19 protein-coding genes are annotated in these 22,546 nt (G+C 28.3%); 5 read left to right on the forward strand and 14 right to left on the reverse strand.

Features of this window, described 5'->3' with window-relative positions; translation table 11 throughout:
• Nucleotides 1-3: 3 nt before the first annotated feature.
• Nucleotides 4-2,811: a TonB-dependent receptor gene (locus BUA86_RS06955; RefSeq protein WP_072931132.1), complete on the reverse strand. Its 2,808-nt coding sequence runs from the start codon at nucleotides 2,809-2,811 to the stop codon at nucleotides 4-6.
• A 155-nt stretch (nucleotides 2,812-2,966) separates the two neighbouring features.
• Between BUA86_RS06955 and BUA86_RS06960 the strand changes: the two genes are divergently transcribed.
• Nucleotides 2,967-4,499 carry a SulP family inorganic anion transporter gene (locus BUA86_RS06960; protein WP_072931134.1) on the forward strand — a complete coding sequence of 511 codons (1,533 nt, stop codon included), beginning with the start codon at nucleotides 2,967-2,969 and terminating at the stop codon, nucleotides 4,497-4,499.
• Between the two features lie 83 nt (nucleotides 4,500-4,582).
• On the opposite strand, the gene rocD is transcribed toward BUA86_RS06960, so the two are convergent.
• The 3 genes from rocD to hemW form a co-directional block, all read right to left on the reverse strand.
• Complete coding sequence (gene rocD, locus BUA86_RS06965; protein ID WP_072931138.1) at nucleotides 4,583-5,836, reverse strand: ornithine--oxo-acid transaminase; 1,254 nt, start codon at nucleotides 5,834-5,836, stop codon at nucleotides 4,583-4,585.
• A gap of 64 nt (nucleotides 5,837-5,900) precedes the next feature.
• Complete coding sequence (murI, locus tag BUA86_RS06970; protein WP_072931139.1) at nucleotides 5,901-6,707, reverse strand: glutamate racemase; 807 nt, start codon at nucleotides 6,705-6,707, stop codon at nucleotides 5,901-5,903.
• 17 nt (nucleotides 6,708-6,724) lie between these two features.
• On the reverse strand, nucleotides 6,725-7,852 hold the full coding sequence (hemW, locus tag BUA86_RS06975) for a radical SAM family heme chaperone HemW (protein WP_072931140.1): 1,128 nt from the start codon (nucleotides 7,850-7,852) through the stop codon (nucleotides 6,725-6,727).
• A gap of 141 nt (nucleotides 7,853-7,993) precedes the next feature.
• Here hemW and BUA86_RS06980 point away from each other — a divergent pair, with 141 nt between their 5' ends.
• On the forward strand, nucleotides 7,994-8,185 hold the full coding sequence (locus tag BUA86_RS06980) for a cold-shock protein (protein ID WP_072931142.1): 192 nt from the start codon (nucleotides 7,994-7,996) through the stop codon (nucleotides 8,183-8,185).
• Between the two features lie 51 nt (nucleotides 8,186-8,236).
• Here BUA86_RS06980 and BUA86_RS06985 read toward each other — a convergent pair whose 3' ends face one another.
• On the reverse strand, nucleotides 8,237-9,493 hold the full coding sequence (locus BUA86_RS06985) for a hypothetical protein (protein WP_143147256.1): 1,257 nt from the start codon (nucleotides 9,491-9,493) through the stop codon (nucleotides 8,237-8,239).
• Between the two features lie 7 nt (nucleotides 9,494-9,500).
• Nucleotides 9,501-10,037: a hypothetical protein gene (locus BUA86_RS06990; protein WP_143147257.1), complete on the reverse strand. Its 537-nt coding sequence runs from the start codon at nucleotides 10,035-10,037 to the stop codon at nucleotides 9,501-9,503.
• A 41-nt stretch (nucleotides 10,038-10,078) separates the two neighbouring features.
• Between BUA86_RS06990 and BUA86_RS06995 the strand changes: the two genes are divergently transcribed.
• Nucleotides 10,079-10,414 (forward strand): MGMT family protein, encoded by a 336-nt coding sequence (locus BUA86_RS06995; RefSeq protein ID WP_072931148.1) that lies wholly within the window; start codon nucleotides 10,079-10,081, stop codon nucleotides 10,412-10,414.
• A gap of 1 nt (nucleotide 10,415) precedes the next feature.
• Here the strand turns inward: BUA86_RS06995 and BUA86_RS07000 are convergent, their stop codons facing one another.
• The 3 genes from BUA86_RS07000 to BUA86_RS07010 all read right to left on the reverse strand — a co-directional run bounded on the left by BUA86_RS07000 (nucleotide 10,416) and on the right by BUA86_RS07010 (nucleotide 12,353).
• A complete protein-coding gene (locus BUA86_RS07000) occupies nucleotides 10,416-10,889 on the reverse strand; it encodes a hypothetical protein (RefSeq protein ID WP_072931150.1) in 474 nt (157 codons plus the stop codon).
• Nucleotides 10,890-11,246 carry a hypothetical protein gene (locus BUA86_RS15960; RefSeq protein ID WP_083580318.1) on the reverse strand — a complete coding sequence of 119 codons (357 nt, stop codon included), beginning with the start codon at nucleotides 11,244-11,246 and terminating at the stop codon, nucleotides 10,890-10,892.
• Nucleotides 11,247-11,897: 651 nt separating this feature from the next.
• Nucleotides 11,898-12,353 (reverse strand): DUF4442 domain-containing protein, encoded by a 456-nt coding sequence (locus BUA86_RS07010; RefSeq protein WP_072931151.1) that lies wholly within the window; start codon nucleotides 12,351-12,353, stop codon nucleotides 11,898-11,900.
• Between the two features lie 90 nt (nucleotides 12,354-12,443).
• On the opposite strand from BUA86_RS07010, the gene BUA86_RS07015 reads away from it, so the two are divergent.
• Nucleotides 12,444-13,199 (forward strand): acyl-CoA desaturase, encoded by a 756-nt coding sequence (locus BUA86_RS07015; RefSeq protein WP_072931153.1) that lies wholly within the window; start codon nucleotides 12,444-12,446, stop codon nucleotides 13,197-13,199.
• A gap of 33 nt (nucleotides 13,200-13,232) precedes the next feature.
• Here the strand turns inward: BUA86_RS07015 and BUA86_RS07020 are convergent, their stop codons facing one another.
• From BUA86_RS07020 to BUA86_RS07030, 3 genes are all read right to left on the reverse strand, one after another.
• A complete protein-coding gene (locus BUA86_RS07020; RefSeq protein ID WP_178300407.1) occupies nucleotides 13,233-13,775 on the reverse strand; it encodes a class I SAM-dependent methyltransferase in 543 nt (180 codons plus the stop codon).
• A 65-nt stretch (nucleotides 13,776-13,840) separates the two neighbouring features.
• Complete coding sequence (locus BUA86_RS07025; RefSeq protein WP_072931156.1) at nucleotides 13,841-14,758, reverse strand: UbiA prenyltransferase family protein; 918 nt, start codon at nucleotides 14,756-14,758, stop codon at nucleotides 13,841-13,843.
• Nucleotides 14,759-14,777: 19 nt separating this feature from the next.
• Nucleotides 14,778-15,971, reverse strand: coding sequence for a Pycsar system effector family protein (locus tag BUA86_RS07030; RefSeq protein ID WP_072931158.1), 1,194 nt, complete (start codon nucleotides 15,969-15,971; stop codon nucleotides 14,778-14,780).
• Nucleotides 15,972-15,995: 24 nt separating this feature from the next.
• On the opposite strand from BUA86_RS07030, the gene BUA86_RS07035 reads away from it, so the two are divergent.
• Nucleotides 15,996-19,712 (forward strand): metallophosphoesterase, encoded by a 3,717-nt coding sequence (locus BUA86_RS07035; RefSeq protein ID WP_072931160.1) that lies wholly within the window; start codon nucleotides 15,996-15,998, stop codon nucleotides 19,710-19,712.
• 53 nt (nucleotides 19,713-19,765) lie between these two features.
• On the opposite strand, the gene BUA86_RS07040 is transcribed toward BUA86_RS07035, so the two are convergent.
• Both BUA86_RS07040 and BUA86_RS07045 read right to left on the reverse strand, forming a co-directional pair.
• Complete coding sequence (locus BUA86_RS07040; RefSeq protein WP_072931162.1) at nucleotides 19,766-20,176, reverse strand: SRPBCC domain-containing protein; 411 nt, start codon at nucleotides 20,174-20,176, stop codon at nucleotides 19,766-19,768.
• Nucleotides 20,177-20,186: 10 nt separating this feature from the next.
• Nucleotides 20,187-22,520: a hypothetical protein gene (locus tag BUA86_RS07045; protein WP_072931164.1), complete on the reverse strand. Its 2,334-nt coding sequence runs from the start codon at nucleotides 22,518-22,520 to the stop codon at nucleotides 20,187-20,189.
• Nucleotides 22,521-22,546: the final 26 nt, after the last annotated feature.

Raw genomic sequence — 22,546 nt, forward strand, 5'->3', positions numbered from 1 at the left:
TAATTAGAAATCAAATTTTAATCCCATTGTAAATCTTGGTTGATAGAATTCTGATTGCATTAATCTACTTCTTACCCCTTGATAATAGCTTAATTCTTGATTTGTTAAGTTATTTGCTTCTGCGAATATTCTTAAATTCTTATTGAATTTATATGATACGTTTGCATCTACAAATAATTGTTTGTCATAATAACTATCATCGTCTGCTGTAGCTCCAATTGCATCTAAATAAGCAGCAGTATAGTTCATAGAAATACGTGCAGTAAATTTCTTATTTTCATAAGCTAAAGATCCATTAAACATGTGTGGAGCTGTTTTTGGCAATGTTAAATCCTCACGTGCTGTAACACCTTTTGCTTTAGAATCTGTATAAGTATAATTAAGGTAAATACCTAAATGTTTAAAGAACTCTCCAGGAATAAAATCTAACTGACGTTGTAAAGCTACTTCAAATCCCCAAACACTAACACTTTCTCCATTTCTATCTTGTGTAAAGATAAATTCTTGACCTGGAACAATAGGATTTGTTACATCTGGAAATAATTGAGCAAAATCATCAGACGTAAAATTACGATTGATGTACGAATAAATAAAGTTATTTAATTTTTTATAAAAGAAACCTCCCGAAACAATACCAATGTTTTCGAAATAGTTTTCTAACATTACATCGTAGTTATAAGCATAAGTTGCTTTTAAATCTGGATTACCAGCAGCTATTTCTAAATCATTAGGAAGCGCACTTACGAATGGAGCTAAAGAATAATAATTAGGACGAGCAATACTAGTTGTGAAAGCTGTTCTTAAAATAAAGTCTTTATTAAATTGATGCTTTAATGTGATACTTGGTAAAACATTTAAATAATCATTCTTATTTGTTACTTCACTAATTAATTCTTCTTCATCTTGAACATAATTACCAGTATACTCAATATTTGTATTTTCGAAACGAACACCAGCAATTAAAGATGTTTGACTAGATAAATCTTGATCCCAACGAATGTATCCAGCAGTAATTCTTTCTTTCGCTTTATAGTTTACAGCTAAAAATTCTGCAGGAACAGAGCTTTCTTCGAATAAAGCTGGATTTTTTAAATCTAAATTCCCTAAATAAGAATTAGAAGCAAAGAATCCTGGTACATATTGTGATCCTGGTCCGTAACCTTGTCCTCCGTAATATGAGTTAGGTACTTGTCCTAATCCACCAACCATTCCATCTACACTCTCGTAAGAAAAGAAATCGTTGTTACGTTTTTTATCTTTTAAACGTAAACGTCCACCAAATCTTAAACGACCTTTCTGATTAGCTATTACACTAAAAGGAACACGGAAATTAATTTTTGCACCTAATTCAGATTCGTATGTATTGTTATTATTTTCTGTAATCTCTCTTAAAGAATAATTTGAAGGAAGATCAGGATTAGCAGTTGTAACTAAAGGACGATTACCATTTGATAAATCTTCAGTTAAATCTACATTACGATGGCGGAAATCTATATAACGCTCATTCGGGCGATCTTCGCTCGCTCTTGAATAAGAAACACCCCAATCCATATCCAATTTAGGCGTAATTAAATGCTCTCCACGTAATGAAATATTATATACACGTTGATCTTCTAAACGTGTATTTTTATTTCTTTTACTATCAATACCTCCTTTTGTTTCGCGACGAATTTCACCTGTATAACCAACTACTTCATCATTTTCCATAACTTGTTTTATACTACGGTAACGTGTACGGAATCTATTTTCACGATCATCTCTCCAGTTATAAATAGCTGTTAAGTCGATACGGTTGTTTTCATTAAACTTAAAGTCAGATGAAAAAGAGATACTTCTTCTTACACGTTGTACATCATACTTACGTACATCCATCTGAGTTACATAAAACTCTCCATTACCATTCTCTTCATCTTTACCCCAAACTGCTTCTATATTATCAGATCCAAAATTCTGAACTTGATAACTACCAGAAGCAACAACACCTAATTTATTATTAAAAAAACGATTACCATAAACAAATGCACTGTTATATAATCCTTTCTCTCTAATTGGTGCATAACCACCAGATGCAGTAACAGAAATACGCTCTTTATTTGGAACTGCACGTGTAATTAAATTTACAGAGCCACCGATTGCATCAGCGTCCATATCAGGAGTTAATGTTTTATTAACTTCAATCGTAGAAATCATATCAGATGGAATTAAATCCATTTGTACATTTCTATTATCTCCTTCTGCAGAAGGAATACGATCTCCATTTAATGTAACAGAGTTTAATTCTGGCGCTAAACCACGAATAATAATGTTACGCGCTTCTCCTTGGTCATTTTGCATTGTAATACCTGGAACACGTTTTAAAGCGTCACCAACATTTGCATCAGGAAAACGCCCTACTTGATCAGAAGAAATAATATTGGTAATATTTCCATTATTCTTTTGTTGATTAAGTGCTTTTGCTTGCCCTTTTAAATAATCTCCAACAATTACAACTTCACTCAATTCATTTAAACCATTAGATAATTCAAAATTAATTGTAGCTGTTTTATTATCTACAACTTCTATTTGTTGAGAGATAGTTTCATATCCTAAATAATCAATTAAAACTGTATAAGTTCCTGGTGCTAAATTTAAGAATTGATAATTACCGTTTTGGTCCGAAACGGTATATTTGTTAGTATTTTCTATACGAAGATTTGCTCCTGGTAAAGAAAATTGGTCATTTGAATCAACAACTTTTCCCGCAATCACACCACTTTGCGCTAACGCAATTGGTCCGAGTATGAATAAGGAAAGTTTAAGAAAATGTTTCATGTGTTTTAAATTTCTCGCAAAAATAGAGTTCCAATATTACCTAATCGTTAATTAAGGATTATGATAGTTTTAACAATTATGCTAATTCGTCTTAATTATTTTAAGAATATTGACGTTTATCATTACTTTTGCGTCAACATCAATCATCAAAATAAATGCTTAGTATTTCATTATCAAACATCAAAAACAAAATCAATCTTAAGAATGAAGTTTTAGCTGGTTTAACTGTAGCTATGACCATGATTCCTGAGTCTTTGTCGTTTGCAATTTTAGCAGGACTATCTCCTTTAATTGGACTTTATGGAGCTTTTATTATGGGGATTATTACTGCAATTTTTGGAGGAAGACCTGCAATGGTTTCTGGAGGTGCTGGTGCAACTGTTATTACACTTATTGCATTAAATGCTACTTATGGAGAACAATATTTATTTGCAGCGGTTTTACTAGCAGGAGTTTTTCAGATTATAGTTGGTATTTTTAAATTAGGAAGATTTGTAAGACTGATTCCTCAACCTGTAATGTATGGGTTCTTAAACGGTTTGGCGATTGTAATCTTTATGTCGCAATTGGAGCAATTTAAAATAAAAGCCGGAGATATTACTCACTGGATAGCTGGATATTCTCTTTATACAATGTTAGGATTAACACTTTTAACGATAGCAATTGTCTATTTTTTTCCAAAAATAACAAAAGTAATTCCTTCTTCGTTAGTTGCCATTTTTGTTATATTTCTTATTGTTTTAGGTTTTAATATTGATACAAAAACTGTTGGAGATATTGCGAGTATAAAAGGTGAATTACCTCAATTTAAAATTCCAACAATTCCTTTTAATCTCGAGACATTAAAAATTATTTTACCTTATTCTATTATAATGGGATCTGTAGGTTTGATAGAAACATTGTTAACGCTAACTTTAGTAGATGAGATAACGTCTACAAAAGGTTCATCTAACAAAGAGTGTATCGCACAAGGTGCTGCGAATGTTACCAACGGATTTTTTGGAGGAATGGGTGGTTGTGCCATGATTGCACAAACGTTTGTTAACTTAGATGCTGGTTCTCGTTCTAGAATTGGACCTGCAATTGGTGCTTTAACTATTTTACTCATTATTTTAGTAGGAGCTCCGGTTATAGAAAAAATTCCAATGGCAGCGCTTGTTGGAGTAATGATGATGGTGGCTATTTCTACTTTTAAATGGGGATTTTTTAAATTAATTACAAAAATGCCTAAATCTGATATTATTATTAGTGTTTTAGTTGCTGCTATTACAGTTATTTTACACAATTTGGCTTTAGCTGTTTTTGTTGGTGTTATTATTTCTGCATTAGTTTTTGCATGGGATAATGCTAAACGAATAAGAGCAAGAAAATCTATAGATGAAAAAGGTAGAAATGTTTATGAGATTTATGGACCTCTCTTTTTCGGTTCTACTTCTACTTTTCTAGAAAAATTTGAAATTAATTCGGATTCTAATGAAGTTGTAATTGATATGAAAGAAAGTAGAATTGTTGACATGAGTGCTATAGAAGCTATAAATACAATTACACAAAAATATTCTCAACAAAATAAAACAGTTATTTTAAGACATCTTAGTCAAGATTGTATTCAGCTTTTACAAAATGCAAAAAGTGTTATTGAAGTTAATTTAGAAGAAGATCCTACTTACAATGTTATGCCTAAAAATTAGCGCCAATTATTGTATCATTTTCTGACAAAATAAATATCCCAAAAAGTATTTAACTCTTTGGGATATTAAAATCAGTATTATCTTTATATTACTTTAAAAAAAGTATTATTTTTTAACTCTTCAGCAGTTTTACGGATAATTGCTAAACAATCGTGTAATTGTTCTTCTGTAATAACTAATGGAGGAGCAAAACGGATAATGTTTCCATGTGTTGGTTTTGCTAATAAACCATTATCTTTCATTGCTACACAGAAATTCCATGCTGTATCAGAATCTTCCGTATCATTTATTAAAATAGCGTTTAATAATCCTTTTCCTCTTACAGATTTAAATAAAGGAAATTCTTCTGTCATTTTAGTAATTTCGCTTCTAAAAATTTGTCCTAATCTTTCTGAATTATCTGCTAATTTTTCGTCCAAAACAACTTGTAAAGCCTCCGTTGCAACTGCTGCGGCTAAAGGATTTCCACCATAAGTTGAACCATGTTGACCAGGCTTAATCACATTCATTATTTCGTCGTTTGTTAAAACTGCAGAAACAGGATAAGCTCCACCAGAAACTGCTTTACCAAGAATAATCATATCAGCTTTAATATCTTCATGATCTATTGCTAACATTTTTCCTGTACGTGCAATTCCAGTTTGTATTTCATCTGCAATAAATAAAACATTGTGTTGATTACATAATTCTTGACAAGCCTTTAAATATCCGTCAGATGGAATATTTACACCAGCTTCACCTTGAATTGGCTCAACTAAAAATCCACATATTTTATCTGCTTTTTCTTCTAAAATTTGTTTTAATGCATCTACATCATTGTAGTCAACAGCTATAAATCCACTTGTGTATGGATTAAAGTTTTTACGCGCTTCTTCGTCATTAGAGAAAGATATAATCGTAGTTGTTCTTCCATGGAAATTATCTTTACAAACTAAAATAATCGCTTCACCATTTGGAATTCCTTTCTTTTCATATCCCCATTTACGAGCAATTTTTAAAGCTGTTTCCACTGCTTCTGCTCCAGTATTCATTGGTAATATTTTATCAAAACCGAATAACTCTGTTACAAATTTTTCAAATTTACCTAACTCTGCATTATAAAAAGCACGAGATGTTAATGTTAACTTTTCTGCTTGCTCTTTTAATTTATTTACAATTCTTGGATGACAATGTCCTTGGTTAACTGCTGAATAAGCAGATAAAAAATCTACATATTTTTTCCCATCTACGTCCCATACATAAATCCCTTCTCCTTTTTCTAAAACAACTGGTAGTGGATGATAATTATGTGCTCCGTATTTTTCTTCTAATGCAATTAATTCTGATGATTTTTCCATTGTAATAATTTTGTTTGTTTGTTTTGTTATATAAAATAAAACCGACTAAAGGAGTCGGTTCTGATTAATTTTCTATTTGTTGTTCAATTAATTCTATCTCTTTTCCAAAGAATTTTTTGGCTACTCTCGTATTGGTATCAGTTATTTTTGACACATAAAAATTATAAATAGGGTCTACCTCTTTACTTGCCAAAATATTAGCTTTTGTTAATTGGTAAATAACCTGGTTTACTACAATTAATGGGGAGTTAACAATATCTACTTTCCCTCCTAATAATTGATTAATTTCTTTCTCTAGAAAAGTATAATGTGTACAACCTAAAATAATTGTATCAATTCCTTCTAATTTTTTGTTCAATAAATATGTTTCTAAAACAGCTTTAGAAATAGATGAGTTCGCAAACCCTTCTTCTATAACTGGAACTAAAAGTGGTGTTGCTACTTCAATAATATTAATATGCTTATTTCTTTTTCGGATAGACTTTTTATAAGCACCCGACTTTACAGTTGTTTTTGTAGCTATAACACCTATTTGCTCTCTTAATTCGAACGAAACTTTTTCTGCTATTGGAGAAATTACATCAATTACAGGAATATCTTTTCCTACAAAATCTTTAATTTCTTTTAATGAATTTGCTGTTGCAGAATTACAAGCAATTACAATTGCTTTGCAATTGTTTTCTCTTAAAAATCTTGTAATATTTAATGAAAAACGTGTAATTTGTTCTTTCGATTTTTCTCCGTAAGGTAAATTTATTGTATCACCAAAGTAAACTAAACTTTCATTTGGCAAAAGGCGTTTTATTTCTTTTGCAAACATCAAACCTCCAACTCCAGAATCAAAAACACCAATAGGTCTGTTATCATTCATATCACAAATTTAAAAAATTAATCGACGTAAAATAATCTTGAGGCAATTCCGTCAGCGAAAAATTTCGCTTCTGGTTTTAAGATAATTTTATTTGCTTGTTTTTCTACTAATTTTTCTTCAATTAATAATTCGATTTCAGTATTAAAATAATCTTTTAAATAGTTTGGAAATTCATTTTCTAATCGATTTAAATCTATCCCATAAATAGTTCTCAAACCAATCATAATCATTTCATTAAATATATCTACTTTATTTAAAACTTCAACTTCATGAGATAATAAATTTTGTTCTAAACTTTTAATATATTTTGCATTATTTGCAATATTCCAAGCTCTTGTTTTTCCATCATATGAATGTGCAGAAGGTCCTATTCCTAAATAAGAAATTCCTTTCCAATAATTTGAATTATGCTGAGAAAAGTAGTTTTCTTTTCCAAAATTTGAAATCTCATATTGGATAAATCCATTATCGGATAATGTATCTATTAAAATTTGAAATTGCTCATTTTGCCTCTCATCATTAATTGGTTTTGTCTTTCCACTTTTTATTTGATGATCTAAAACTGTTTTTTCTTCTACCGTTAATGCATAAGAAGAAATATGAGGAATATCTAATGCAATTGCTTTTTGTAAATTCTTCATCCACATCTCATTAGTTGTTGTAGAAGAACCGTAAATAAGATCTATTGTTATATTGTCAAAACCAGTATCTTGAACTAATTTGATAGACGATTCTGCTTCTTGAGAATTATGAGCGCGATTCATTAAACGCAAATCTTCTTCAAAGAAAGATTGCACTCCTATCGAAAAACGATTGATTGGTGTCGATTTTAAAAAGTTTAATTTCTCTTGTGTTAAATCGTCCGGATTAGCTTCTAATGTAATTTCTTTTATATTGTGAGTAGAATAGTTCTTATAAATAGTTTCGAAAATACTATTTAATTCTTTTTCTGATAAAATAGATGGTGTTCCTCCTCCAAAATAAAGAGTTTCTAACGATTGAGTAAGTTCATCTTTTCTTATAACAAGTTCTTTATTTATTGCTTCTACTAGCTGAGATTTTAATTGAAGATTAGTAGAAAAATGAAAATCACAATAACTGCATTTATGCTTACAAAAAGGGATATGGATATAAATTCCTGACAAATTATTTTAATTTAATGACAAAAATAATCCATTTTAATTACATAGGTAAAAAATGGACATTAAAAATATTATTGAAAAATAACATAAATAATTATCGTTTATTGAAAAATAAATTTATCTTTATAACGAAAATAAAATACTATGAATAAAGGAACTGTAAAATTCTTTAATGAAGAAAAAGGATACGGATTTATTAAAGAAGATGAAACAGGAAAAGAGTACTTTGTACACGTTTCTGGTTTGAATGACAAAGTAGCTCAAGATGATAAAGTATCATTTGACTTAGAACAAGGAAAAAAAGGTGTTAATGCCGTTAATGTTAAAGTGATTTAATTAAATATTACAACATATTTCTTGTAAAAGCGACCAAATTGGTCGCTTTTTTTATTTGTAATATTCATATATATAATTGATAATTCTTTTTTGCTTTGGGTTTGCCTTTTCTATGTAAACTATTTTATCAATTAAATTATTATTGGTAAAATGATATTCTATTTCATATGATGAAGAGGTTTCTTTATACAATTTATCATTTACTCTTTTTATCTCCTCGTCTATGTCTTCTCTAATTTTTATTTTTATTGGAAAATAATCTTTTAGAGATTTAAAACTATATGTACGATCATTCATGTGATCATTTTCTATAAAACGAAGTACATTATTATTAACTTTTACCTGATTCACTAAAAAATAGAATTTTTCATCATCATAATAGTAATCTTCACTTAATAAAAAATTATTTTCACCAAGCCTATATTGTTTTATAGAATATTGATCGTAAGTGAATAATTTATCGTCTTGATAAAATACAGGAACTTCTGTATGATAGTCATTTGTTGATTCTGATACTATTTTTCGTAAGATATTATCTTCATAGACAAGACTAGATTGATAATAATAGTTTTTATCCTTTAAGTCTTCAAAAACTATTCTTAACGGTTTTCCATCTTTATCAAAAGTCACTTCTTTTAATTTATCATTATCGATATCGAAGTTAGATGTATAAGTTACTCTTTTAATATTCTTAAAATTTATTTCGAAAAAATTACTTTCTTCTTTCATGTTATACAAGCTCTGAAGAAGCATTTTATTCACTAAACGATTCGATATTTGAATCGATTTATCTGTTGGATTATCAACAAAATCTGTTATAAGAATATCTTTTCTCTTATTAAATGATTCGATGTAAGATGAATATTTATTTTGTTTTAAATACGGACTAAAATATTCAGAAGATTTTAATAATCCATCATAAACTATTGGTTTATCGTCCATTTTTCCACTCCAATAAATAACCTGTTTAGGAGAATCTTCATAAGAGAATTTAAGTACGGTTTTAAAACGATTATAGAATTTAATATCTGCAGTATAATTAATAAAATCTGTCTTTATTCCGAAATTACTTTTTAATTCTTCTTGCTCTCTTTGTGCTAAAAAATCTTCGTTAGGAACAGAAGATTCAACATTTATTACAATAAAAACAGGCTCTCCAGCTTTATAATTTAAATTTCTTAAATCTATTTTATCTATATCATTTGACTTATTATATGTTTCATAAAAAACAACTTTATCATGAACTATTTGTCCATTAGCATTTAAATAAAATACAGTTCCAAGGATTAAGAAAAAATTTATCTTCATATTTAAATTAATTATCTTGAGATTCATAGAATTTGGCTTTTCTATAACAACTATTTACAAAATGATACAATCTACCTAATTGAAATTTAGCTAAATGACGACCATAAAAGCTGGCTAAATAAGTGCCTAATGCTAAAAGTATTGAAAAAGGGACTGCCCAAATCCACATACTTTCACCTTTTACAATATACTCCGATAAAGCATAAGAACCAAGCGTTAATAAAATTGCTCCACTAAGACCATATAAGAAAGCAAAGAATGTCCAAATTGTAGGTTTTGGACCAATAATTCCTCTTACAACTAAAAACTTTTCTTGATCTTCGTCTTCCTCAATACGAATTTGCAACTGTGGATGCCAATACTTCTCTTTATCTTTTCGTAAACGAATCATTGCAATTTCTTGATTTGCATAGCCTCCAAACTCATTATTATTCTCTTCTAATTGCTGTTTTATTAAATCAATAAACTCTTGTTTAGATAGTTTTGTATAAACTTTAAAACGCGGACGTGGTAGGAAAGATTTTATTCGGACTCTTTGGCTCATATTCATTTCATTTATTTAAATTTACAACAAAAGTTTAGATAATGACAAATATCATATCAGATACTTACGAAAAAATATTCGAGATTGTGAAACAAATTCCAGAAGGAAAAGTGAGTACTTACGGCTTAATTGCCAAGAAAATAGGAACTAATTTTTCTGCTCGAGTTGTTGGCTACGCATTAAATAATTCCCATTTAGGTGAAGAAATTCCTGCACATAGAGTTGTTAATAGAAATGGTTTATTAACAGGTAAACATCATTTTAATCCGTCTAGCTTAATGCAAAAATTATTGGAGAATGAAGGCATAAAAGTTGAAAACGATAAAATTATCGATTTCAAAAAGCATTTATGGGATCCAAAAGAATTAGATGAATAATCTAAAATTTTATTTTTCTTTTAATAATTCGTTTATGCTTACGTCTTTTAAAAACAATTCTTAATAAACGATAACCATAAGTAACTTTCTTATTTTTTGTTATAATTGGAAATGCCATTGTACACATTAATGCAATACATGCTGTTGTACCTAATGCTCCTCCATAACCATTAAAAAGCTTACTTGTATAATGTAATAAAACAGCGAATAAGAAAGGTGAAAAAGTTAACGAAAAATAACTGATATTAATTGTTGAAGAAACCATACCTATGAATGTTCCTCCAATTACATACAAAGGAATATTTTTAGTATATATTTCTGGAAGTATATTTGGGAAAAAATAAAAAAATCCTCCTACTACTAACGCAATCAGCGCCGATGCTCTTACTGGTCCTTGTTTGTATCTGGTATTTAGTTCATACGTAACTAATGTTGCTAAGATTGAGCAAATTGCGAAAATTAAAAACTGAAACATTTATTTAAAGATTAATTTAAACAATAACATACTTAATAATACACCAATAAAAGCCAATGTTCCTAGCTTGCCTCCTACACCAACAAATAGAGATTTTGTTGCAAAAAATAGCAAAGCTGTAAAAACTCCTGCAATTATAATCATTAAATAAACATACTGAAAGTTTAATGATGTCATTCCTATGAAAGCTCCACAATAAATAGGTCCAGCCATTTGTTTTAAATACTCAGAACGTGGTTTTATATTCGTTAAATAAGAGCCTATAGTTCCAACAATTCCAGCAGAAAAAACGCCTCCTAAACCAAAATGATTATTTAAATAATATGTAATGATTGCAGCAACTGGAATCCATAACACCAATGTTTTTTTGTCGAAGGAAAACTCGCTATGATGTAATGGAAAACTTCTATAGACAATAATTAATAGTAAACAGATACCTACTATTATATAAGGAACGGAATTGTGTTTTATTCGTTCATTTAAAATAGCAAATAGAAACAAAAACTGTATCAGGAAGATAATCAGAATTGTTATAAATTTTATAATGCGTTTATTAATCAATGTTTCATTTAATTGTGCAAATTTATTAACTGTTATAGATTTATTTCAAAAATATTGGTACTTTTTTTCAAAATCTGACAAAAGTTAGAGGTTAGAGGTTAGAGGTTAGAGATTAGAGATTAGAGATTAGAGATTAGAGATTAGAGATTAGAAAGGTAAAATTTTCTGTCAGTTCGAGTGGTTTTTCGAAATGAAATAAAGAAAAATTGTATCAAGAACTTAGACTAGAAAATCAATTAATCCTTACTTATTTCTCGATACAAAATTCTTAACGAATTTCACTCGAAATGACGGATTAGAAACAATCAAAAAACAATTTTCTGTCAGTTCGAGTGGTTTTTCGAAATGAAATAAAGAAAAATTGTATCAAGAACTTAGACTAGAAAATCAATTAATCCTTACTTATTTCTCGATACAGTATATATACATTTTACTTTGTACAATAATCTATTTCTTCTCTCTTAATTTAAATGTCCAAGTAAATTGAAATTCAGAAACAATATCTCCTTCTTCGTCGATACCAATACTTTTTACATTAATCAAGACACCTTCTTTTGTAGAAATTGCTTCTTTAATTGCTTTGTCTATATTTTCTCCATCCTCGCAAGTAAATATTATTTTACCAACAGCCTTTTTTAGAAATTTAGATTGCATTCCTAGAACTAACATTGAAATATTTTCTCCTGTTTTAGCAATTTTTGCATTCGCCATTAATCCAGATGAGAATTCTGCTGCCATACCTTGCACGGCCCAAAAAATACTTTTAAATGGATTTTGATTTAAAAAATCATATTTTATTCGGGTTGATACTTTATTCTCTTCCCAAGATTGTAACCTTACTCCAGCTATCCATGCAATTGGAATTTGAGTTGTTATTGTATGTTTAAAAAGTTCTTTATTCATTTTAAATAAAAATAAAATTAGTAGTTGATGACTTTACTTAGCCAATATACCAAACCTAAATGTTATATTTGTAAAAATTTATAAATAATAATGACAGCAGTAATCATTATCTTCGTCATACATTGGTATGCTTCTTTATTCTTCCAAACATTTTTTCATCACAGATATGCTTCACATGCAATGTTTACGATGTCAAGGTTTTGGGAAAAGACATTTCATGTTTTATCTTGGGTTTTCCAAGGATCTTCTTACTTAAGTCCATATACTTATGGCGTAATGCACAGACATCACCATGCTTATGCTGATACAGAAAAAGATCCTCATTCGCCACAATTCGATAGTAATTTTTTCTCTATGATGTTGAGAACTCGAAATGTTTATAATCAAATTGATCACGATAAAGTTGAAATATTAGCTAAATTTAAAAAAGGTGTTCCATCTTGGAGATCTTGGGATAAATTTGCTGGGAATAATATTGTACGTTTAGGTTGGGTAGCTATTTATATCTTATTATATGTTGCTTTTGATGCTCCACTTTGGACATATTTCGTATTTATTCCAATGCAAATATTAATGAGTCCATTACATGGTGTAATCATTAATTGGTTTTCGCATAAACTTGGTTACCGTAATTATGATGTTGGTGATACTTCTACAAACTTAATGCCTATAGATTGGTTAATGTGGGGAGAGTCTTTACACAATAATCATCATAAATTTGGAGGAAGACCAAATTTCGCAGTAAAAAAATGGGAGTTTGATCCTATGTATCCTTGTATTTGGGTAATGAATAAATTAAATATTATTCAGTTTAAGAAAGGAAAATTAGACACAGATTATATGTAAAATAAAAAGCGATTCATTAAAATGAATCGCTTTTTATTTTTTCTTTCTCCAAACGAGGCTTTCTATATATTTTCTAAAAAATAATTCTTGATGAATCAATTCAAAATTATCTTCGAAAATTGATTTCATTTTAGGAAGTTGATTAATATTTAAACCTATTACAATTTTAAAGAAAATAAGCATTAAACTTGTTATTCCTTTCTGCCATCCTTTTTGATTTTGAGAGAAGTCCACATAAAACCAAATTCCATTGTTTTTGATGACTCTATTTATTTTTAAAAATAATTCTTGTGCTTTTTCTTGCTTAAAGTGATCAAATAAAAATGTTGTCATTACGACATCGTATTCTTTGTTTAATTGATAATTAAAAATATCTGATGTAATAAAATTGATCTTACAATTACTAGTCTTATTTTTTTCAGCTATTTTAATCATTTCTGAAGAAAAATCGATATAATCAATTTCTAACTTAATATTGAGTTTTTCTAATTCTGGAATAAATTTCCCAGCTCCTCCTCCAATCCATAAAACTTTATCTCCTTCTTTTAGATAATTTAAAATAGGAAAATGAGCCAAATGCTGTCGATTAAAAAATATTATTCGACTTAGAGAATGGTAATATGGTGCTATAAAATTATAATTCAACATTCAAACATTACTACACTTAAAATTCCGCAAATAGCTTTAAAAAAAATCATTCCATCAATAGCAATTAAATAATATAAAATTGGTTTTGGCTGATTGAGTCTAAACGCAAAAATTGCAAGAAAAATAATAGGGATTAACATAAATAAAATTCTATGTAAAGGGAGATTATCCCAAATTCCAAATAATATGAAACTTAAAGAACCTAAAAAGATTAGTGGTAAAAGAATACGATTTAACGTAAAGTGATAACCATATTTTACTACAAATGTTTTTAAATTTTTATTGCTATCATCTTCAAAATCTTTTAAATCGAATAAGATTGCATTTACAACACAGTACATAAAAGTTTGAGTAAATAGAAAGTAAAACTTAGCATCTAAATGATAATATGTACCATTTTCTAATATTAAAAATAATACAGGAAAAAAAACAGTTGTAATTGCCCATGTCCAACCAATTAAAAAAGGTTTTAACCACATTACTCTTCTTAATGATACACCTATCTGATAGTCATAATAACCTATACTAACTAATGCTGTAAAAACTAAAATTAATGTCCATTTCCATGAAATTAAATCAAAATTAGAGAAACTTTTTCCAAATAAAACTAAACTAGAATACACACAAATTATTAATAAAATAGTTGTAAATAGTTTTATAAATTTTCTATTATTTACGTAAAATAATGTCCTTAAATTAGTTGAGTTATTAATACTTTTTGGAATACGATAAGCATACAGATAAAATAATACCGTTGCCGAAGTAATAAACATATAATATTCTAAAGAATTAAACGGTAATCCAATCTTTATTATAGTTTCTATATTAAGCGCAAAAGAGAGTAAAATCAAAAAGAAATTAGAAAAAAAAATACCTTCAATGAATTTACTTTTTAGTTCACTTTTTATCATTTGTATGAATTAAAAAAATCTAATTAAGGTTTGTTAGTAATGCGTATGCAAAAGATAATACAGATAAAATTGTACCAATCATAAAAATGGTATACGTAATACTTAATAGTTTATACTTTCTTTCTAATACTTTACCTAGATAATATAAATCTCTTGTCATAGAATTATATAAATAATCTCTATCTTTCATTAACTCTTGTACAGCCTCTTCGTATCTTTCTAAAGCCATTTGATGAAAATTACCAAAAAACAACAAGTTTACTTTTCTGTTTTTAACATCCTCTTCGTTAAAAGATTCGTATGTAACATTTGGTTTAGTTGCTAAAATTGCAAATATGATGGATGCTACACTAGAAAGAAGCATTATAATTGCCGGTAAAAGTAAATATTCATTTTTTGGGCTAGCCAACTTTGGAATTAAAGTAGATAAAGCGATAGAAATAACAATTGCATTTACCGATAATAAAATATTTGCTTTACTATCAGCAATATCACTAAGTCTTGTATGATTATTAAGTGTTATTCTAAAAAGTGTATCTACTCCTCTATCTGGTTGTTGAATTTTGTCGGCTTTTCTCTTTTTTAGTTCGTATTTATTAGGCCCTTCACCAACAGCTTCTATTTCTTTTATTTTATTTTGAGTGTAAATTAAATTATCTTCTTTCCCACTCTGCCAATTTCTTTTTGCTGAATCTGTGTAATAATGATGAACATTAAGAAAATAAGTTCTATTTTGTAGATGCCACTCATAGTCAGAAAATTCTTTTTTACAGATATTAAAAATTTCACTTCTTAAAAGTTCTGATATTTTTGGATAATCTTCTTGTCCTAAATGAAAATTATCAGCATCTTTTATAATAGCTTCTTCAATATTTTTTGGTTCGTAATGCACATCTGTAGCATTAATATATCTTTCTATATCTTGTATAAAATCTTCCGAGTAATTAAATGAGCTTAAATACTCTCTAGCTATTGCTATACTTTCAGCTTCATGTTTTTCTACAGACTTCGTATAACCAGTATCGTGAAACCAGCCAGCTATTATTAATTTTTCTTTTTCAATGTCAGTAATAGCCTCTTCTGAAGCTAAGTTTTTTATTGCTTCTACAACTTTTACAGTATGCATAAAATTATGATACGTAAAGTCTAAAGAAAGATTATCTTTGAAGAGATTGAAAACGTAGTTTTCTATGTTTAATAATGATTGATTCATTATAAGTTTTTAATGTTTAAATGTATGAAATTATTTCCAATGCCGAATAACAAAAAATTGCATTATCCCTTTCTTGCTCTAGTAGGTATTTTCTATATGTCATCTTGTGCTACAAACCATTCCCAATATGGAAAAAATATAAGAACTGAAAGAATACAAGAAGTTGAGGGTAAAAAGATTCAGTCAATCTATTTAATAGGTGATGCTGGAAATATAGATGCAAATGGCAACAAGAAGAATATAGATATTTTAAAGAATCAATTTAAAAAAGCTGATTCTAACGATTATTTATTTTTCCTTGGAGATAATGTATCAGAGAACGGAATTGTCACAGATTCTACAAAAAAGGCTTATACAACAAGTAGAGAAAAACTACAAATTCAGTTAGATTTAGCAAAAGACTTTAAAGGACAAACTATTTTTATTCCAGGAGATGATGATTGGAAAAATGGAATGAAAGGTCTTAAAGAACAAGAAAAAATCATAAAAAAACAATTAGACGATAAAAAATCTTTTTTACCAAAAGATGCTTGTCCTATAACAAATATTAATGTAAATGATAGTATAGGTTATGTTTTAATTGATTCTGAATGGTATTTGCAAAATTGGGACAATCATCCTGAAATAAATGAAAAATGTGATATTAAATCGAGAGAAGGTTTCTTCGAGGAATTAGAATCTCGTTTAAATAAACTACAAAATAAAACAACTGTTATTGCGATGCATCATCCGTTATTTTCTAACGGAAAACATGGAGGGCAATATGATTTCAAAAAACAGCTTTATCCTTTTGGTGATAAATTTAAAGTTCCGTTACCTGTTATCGGTTCATTTATTAATTTATTGAGAAGTACAACAGGTTTAAGCCCACAAGATGTAAATAATTTTAGATATAGAGAACTTGCATCTCGTATAGCTACTTTAATTGAGAACAGAGACAATGTTATTGTAGTTTCTGGTCATGATCATAATTTACAATACATTCAAAATAGAAATGTAAAACAAATTATTAGTGGATCTGGTTCTGAAAATGAATCTGCAAAAGCAGTTGGTAAAAACGATTTTTCTTACGGAGATAAAGGATATGCAGTTTTAGACATTTATGATAACGGAGCATCTAAAGTAAATTTTTACAAATTTGCCGAAAATGATCCAGAACTTTTATTATCTAAACAAGTTACAGAAAAAAAGAAAGTATACTTGGCAAAAGTTTATGATGATAAACGCATGCCTGCAAAAAAAGAGACTTCTGTTTATCCAACTAAGATGACAGAAAAATCTAAATCTTATGAATTCTTTTTAGGAAAACATTATCGTGATATTTACAGTCAGCAAATATCTGCTAATACAGTTAATCTAGAAAATTTATATGGAGGATTAACTCCTATTAGAATGGGTGGAGGACATCAAACAAGAAGTTTACGCTTAGCAGATAACAAAGGACAAGAATATAATATGCGTTCTGTTAAGAAAAGTGCTACACAATTTATTCAGCAAGTTGCCTTTAAGAATAAATATATAGCAAATGAATTTGAAGGATCATTTACAGAAAAATTCTTAATGGATTTTTACACGACAAATCATCCTTATTATCCATTAACAGTTGCTAATTTAATGGAACCTCTTGATATTATGCACGCAACACCAAAATTATATTATGTACCAAAACAAGAAGCTTTGGACGAATATAATGAACATTTTGGTGATGAATTATATATGATCGAAGAGCGTCCTATGTCTAGTTTTAAGGATGGTATATTTGGCTTTCCAAAAAACATTGTAAGCACAGATGATATGCTTGCAGCTATACATAAAAATACGAAAGTAAGTGTAGATAAAGAAGCTTATATGCGAGCTCGTTTATTTGATATGTTAATTGGTGATTGGGATAGACATGCAGATCAATGGAGATGGGGAGTTTATAAGAATGATAAACTAACTGTATATAAACCTATTCCTAGAGATAGAGATCAAGCATTTCCTAGATATGATGGTTTGCTTTTTAATGTAATTATGAGAATTCCTGCATTAAGACATATGCAAGATTTTAAAGATGATATAAAAAGTGAAAAGTGGTTTAACAGAGAACCATATCCTTTAGATTTAGCCATTTTACAATCTTCTAATTTAGAAGAATGGAAAAAACAGGCACGATACATACAAGAGCATTTAACGGATGACTATATCAGAAAATCGTTTGAATTAATTCCTGAAGAAACCAAAAGAGAATATGATGATGAGGTTATAAGTAATCTTATTAAGCGTAAAGCTAAATTGGAAAAATTTGCTGAGGAATATAATAAAACACTTAGACGTCTTGTCGTTTTAAAAGGAACAGATAAGGATGATAATTTTATTATTACTCGTTATCCAAAAGGAAAAACAAATATCAAAATCTATTCTAATGATACATTAATATTTGATGAGGATTTTAATAAAAAAGAAACAAAAGAAATTAGATTATATGGTTTAAATGGAAAAGATCAATTTAAAGTTGATGGTAAACCAACACAAGCTATTTTAATTAGAATTATTGGAGGTGTAGATGATGATACGTATGAAGTAAAACGTTCTTCTAGAATAAAAATTTATGATTATGCGAACGGTGGCGATGCAGCTGAATCTAGTTTTTTAACAGCAAAAAACTTTGTTGATGATTATGAAATTAACACATACGATTATAAACAACCAAAATATAATTTCTTTACAATGCTACCAAATGGTGGTTATAATCCAGATGATGGTGTAAAAATAGGCTTATCGCCTACTTATACAGTTAATGGTTTTGATCGTAAACCTTACTCTCAACGTCATAACTTACAATTAAATTACTTTTTTGCAACTGGTGGTTGGGAAGCAAAATACAAAGGAACATTTACAAAAGCTATTGGAAAATGGAATTTAGATATTAATGCTACACATACTAGTCCAACATTTAGTACGAATTTCTTTGGTTTTGGTAATGAAACAATTAATGAACAAAAACGATTAGGAATGGATTATAATCGTGTTCGTTTAGAAAGTTATAGTTTTGGTCCATCTATATTTAAAATATTAAATAACAATGGTCGATTAGATTTTTCTGCAACTTATAGTTACAAAAAGATTGAAGAAAATTTAGATCGTATTGTTGGAAATGAAAATGTAGATATTTATAGAGAAGTTTTTAAAGGACAAAACTTTGGAGAAGTTGGTGCTAAATATACTTTCAGAAATTATGATAATGAGTCTTTACCAAAATTAGGAATGACATTTTTAGCAAATGCAAAATGGATTTCTAATTTAGCAGAATTTCAACGTAATAATTTTTATACAGAAATTAATTTAGGATTTACACACAAAGTGTCTGCTAATGGTAGATTAACTATTGCGTCTATGTTGAAAGGAAAAGCTGTTTGGGGAGATTTTATAGAGTTTTACCAAATGGCAAACTTAGGAGGTGACCAAGATTTAAGAGGTTACCGATTAGGACGTTTTACAGGTCATAAAGTCTTTTTACAAACTTCTGACTTGCGTTACGATGCATTACGCTTTAAAGCGATTGTTCCTATGAGATTAGGTGTTTTTGTTGGTGCTGATTATGGACGTGTATGGTTACAAGGAGAAGACTCTAATAAATGGCATACTTCTACTGGTGGTGGAATTTGGTTAAATGGAGCACAATCTGTAACTGCAACAATTTCATACTTTAAAGGACAAGATCCAGGTCGAGTTGTATTCGGATTTAATTTCGGATTTTAAACAGAATATTAAGATAAAAAAAATAACCTTCAATTTTTTGAAGGTTATTTTTTTTATTTATTCTGAATGTATTTCTTTATTCCTTGCATCATATTAATCCAGTTATTTTCTGAATGAGATCGATCGAAATCATCCGAAAAATTTCTTCCTTCTATTGTTAAATAAGTAAAATTACCAGAAGGTTTTAATGTAAAAGAAACGTCTATTTCATTCGTTGTATTTTGTTTTTTATAACCATAAGATAAACGTTCGTTTGTATAACAAGATCTTATAGCCGCTTCATCTATTACTTTTTCTCCATTTACATCTGTAACAAATTTAACCACATTACCTGATTTAAATTCATCTACTTCTATAGATGTATTATCGAAACAATTATTAAATGTATCCACATTCGTCAAAACATTCCAAATCTCTTCTGCATTAGCTTCTAGAGACATATTTAATAATACTGTATCGTTCATATATATTTTATCAATTTAATTCTACTTCTATTTCTGTTTCTGTACATTGTGGTATATCACGCTCATAATTTATAGAAACTCTAATTGCAAATAATCCATTTACACCCTGTAAATCATTTACTTCAAGATACTCTATATCATTCTTCAAGAAATTATCTTTAATCAATAAATTAATATAATTTGTATACTCTTCTCTTAATAAATCTTCTGAATAAATGATACAAATTTTGCCTGGTTGATTAACCCTCTCTGTACTATCTTTTATAAATGCTTTACTAATTCTCTTTTTTACAATTTCGTATTTGGCATTATTATAACCATTTACATCAAATCGTTTTTCATCTAACTTAAACAAAATATCTAGTGTCGTGTTGGTTGCAAATATTAAAGAGGCAACTTCAATTTTCAAAGGTATTTTATTTGAAGACATTTTATACAATTGCTCCAACAAAATTGTGGATTGTAATTGCCAAAATCTAATCTTTTTTACATGCTCATAATTAAACTTTTTTTGTGGAGAAATACTTCTACCTACATATAAGTTATAATCTATTCCATCTGTTTTAAATCGTTCATAATAATGAGGAAAAATTTGTTGAGCCTCATTTTGCAATACATCTAATTTATTAGACAGTAAAGAGTTTATAGTCTGTATAGCTTGATCAAACTTTTTACGTTCAACATAATACAAACCTGTTACTTTATCTAATTTTTTAAGATATTTTGCTATAACAGACTTCTCATTATCATGTACATATTTCGGAATTTCTGGATGTATATTTAAATTAATATAATCAAACAACTCTGTCTCAAAATAAATTTTATCTACATTATCTATTCTCGATAAGAAATCTTCTAATGTATCAATATAATTTAAGAATTTAGATTTCTGGCTTCTTTTGTATAATTCTTGACAAACTTCTATCAAGAAATTTAATTGATTTTGATAATCAATTTTCATACACTCATTTCGAATAACAGAAGAATTTCTTACATCTATTTCTCCATACATGGGATAGACATTTAGAAAAGAAACCTGAGATTTTTGTTTTGTATTGGTTACATGTGTAATATAATCTATCGCTTTCTCTCTAAATTTCCAATCTACACTGGCATGTAATGAAGTGTACTCGGTTTGTATAAATGCATTAATTTGATTTTCTAACTCTACATTATGTCGATAAATAGATTCTTCGAATAATGGTGTAATCTCTTTTAAAACATTTGCATTAATACGATTAAATGCGCCTGGAGATTTAGAAGCTAATTCTAAAATTCCTAAACACTCGTTTTTATTTTTTAATGGATAAAGAATTAAACTTTGTATTTCTTTTTCTTTAATAATTCCCAACATTTTATCGTCAGGAAATTTTGCTAGCATTTTATCTACATTCGAAACAACATAAAAATCTGATGAAGAAATTTTACTTTTTAAATTAGCACAACAAATCTCATTCATTTTAAGACGATTTTTATCATCTAAAATCATACTGACATTCATGTGATTTAAATTGCTTATCTCCAATTGATCTTTATCGGAATTATAAGCAGAAAAACCAACTTGTAAATCATTAATTCTAAAAACAGATTTTAATGCTGAAACAATATCAGTTTTCAAAGCATCAAATGGCTCCCCATAAGATATTAATTTCGTTTTTAAATTAGACAGAGCAATTTCTGTGGTATGATCAAAAAAGGAAACTAAATTAAATCCTTTTGCAATCCAAGAACCTACAGGAATTTTTTCTAACCAAAGCGCTGTATTTTCGTAATTATTTAATAATTCTTCTACCTCCTCTTCTGTCAATTCATATTTCTTTTCAGAAGGATAAATAGAAAAATAATCGTTATTTATATCAGTTCCTAAATAAGTTATGTAACCATTTTTATTCTCTATTTCTAATTGATTAGAGATTTCTAAATCTAAATTAATGTTATAATATTTAGATAAAATGAATGTGCAACAAAACTTATATAAAGTTTCGTAATCTATATTTTCAAAATTAAATTTTAATCTAGATTCTTTTTGATCCAATAATTCTTTAAGTCGTTCTGTTTTAAAAAGAAATTTATTAGAAAAAGGAAATGTTATGGCTTTTAAATTATATTTTGTTAGTGGTTTAGGTATTATTTTATCAATAATTGGCTCTATATCTTTTATTAATTGCTCAAATTCATCGAAATTATCTACACCATGTATTAAAGCTGGTTTAGTTTCTTTTATGTACTCTAAAAAAGCTTTAAATTCTCCAAAATTATAGTCAGAGTTTTCTAGCTCTTTAATCAAAGATTCGAAAGAGTAAATAATTTTAATGGGTAAATTATGTATAATATCTTCTATCATATATGTTCTAAAAATAAGAAAAAGAC

Source organism: Chishuiella changwenlii (assembly GCF_900142565.1).
Classification (GTDB): Bacteria; Bacteroidota; Bacteroidia; order Flavobacteriales; family Weeksellaceae; genus Empedobacter; species Empedobacter changwenlii.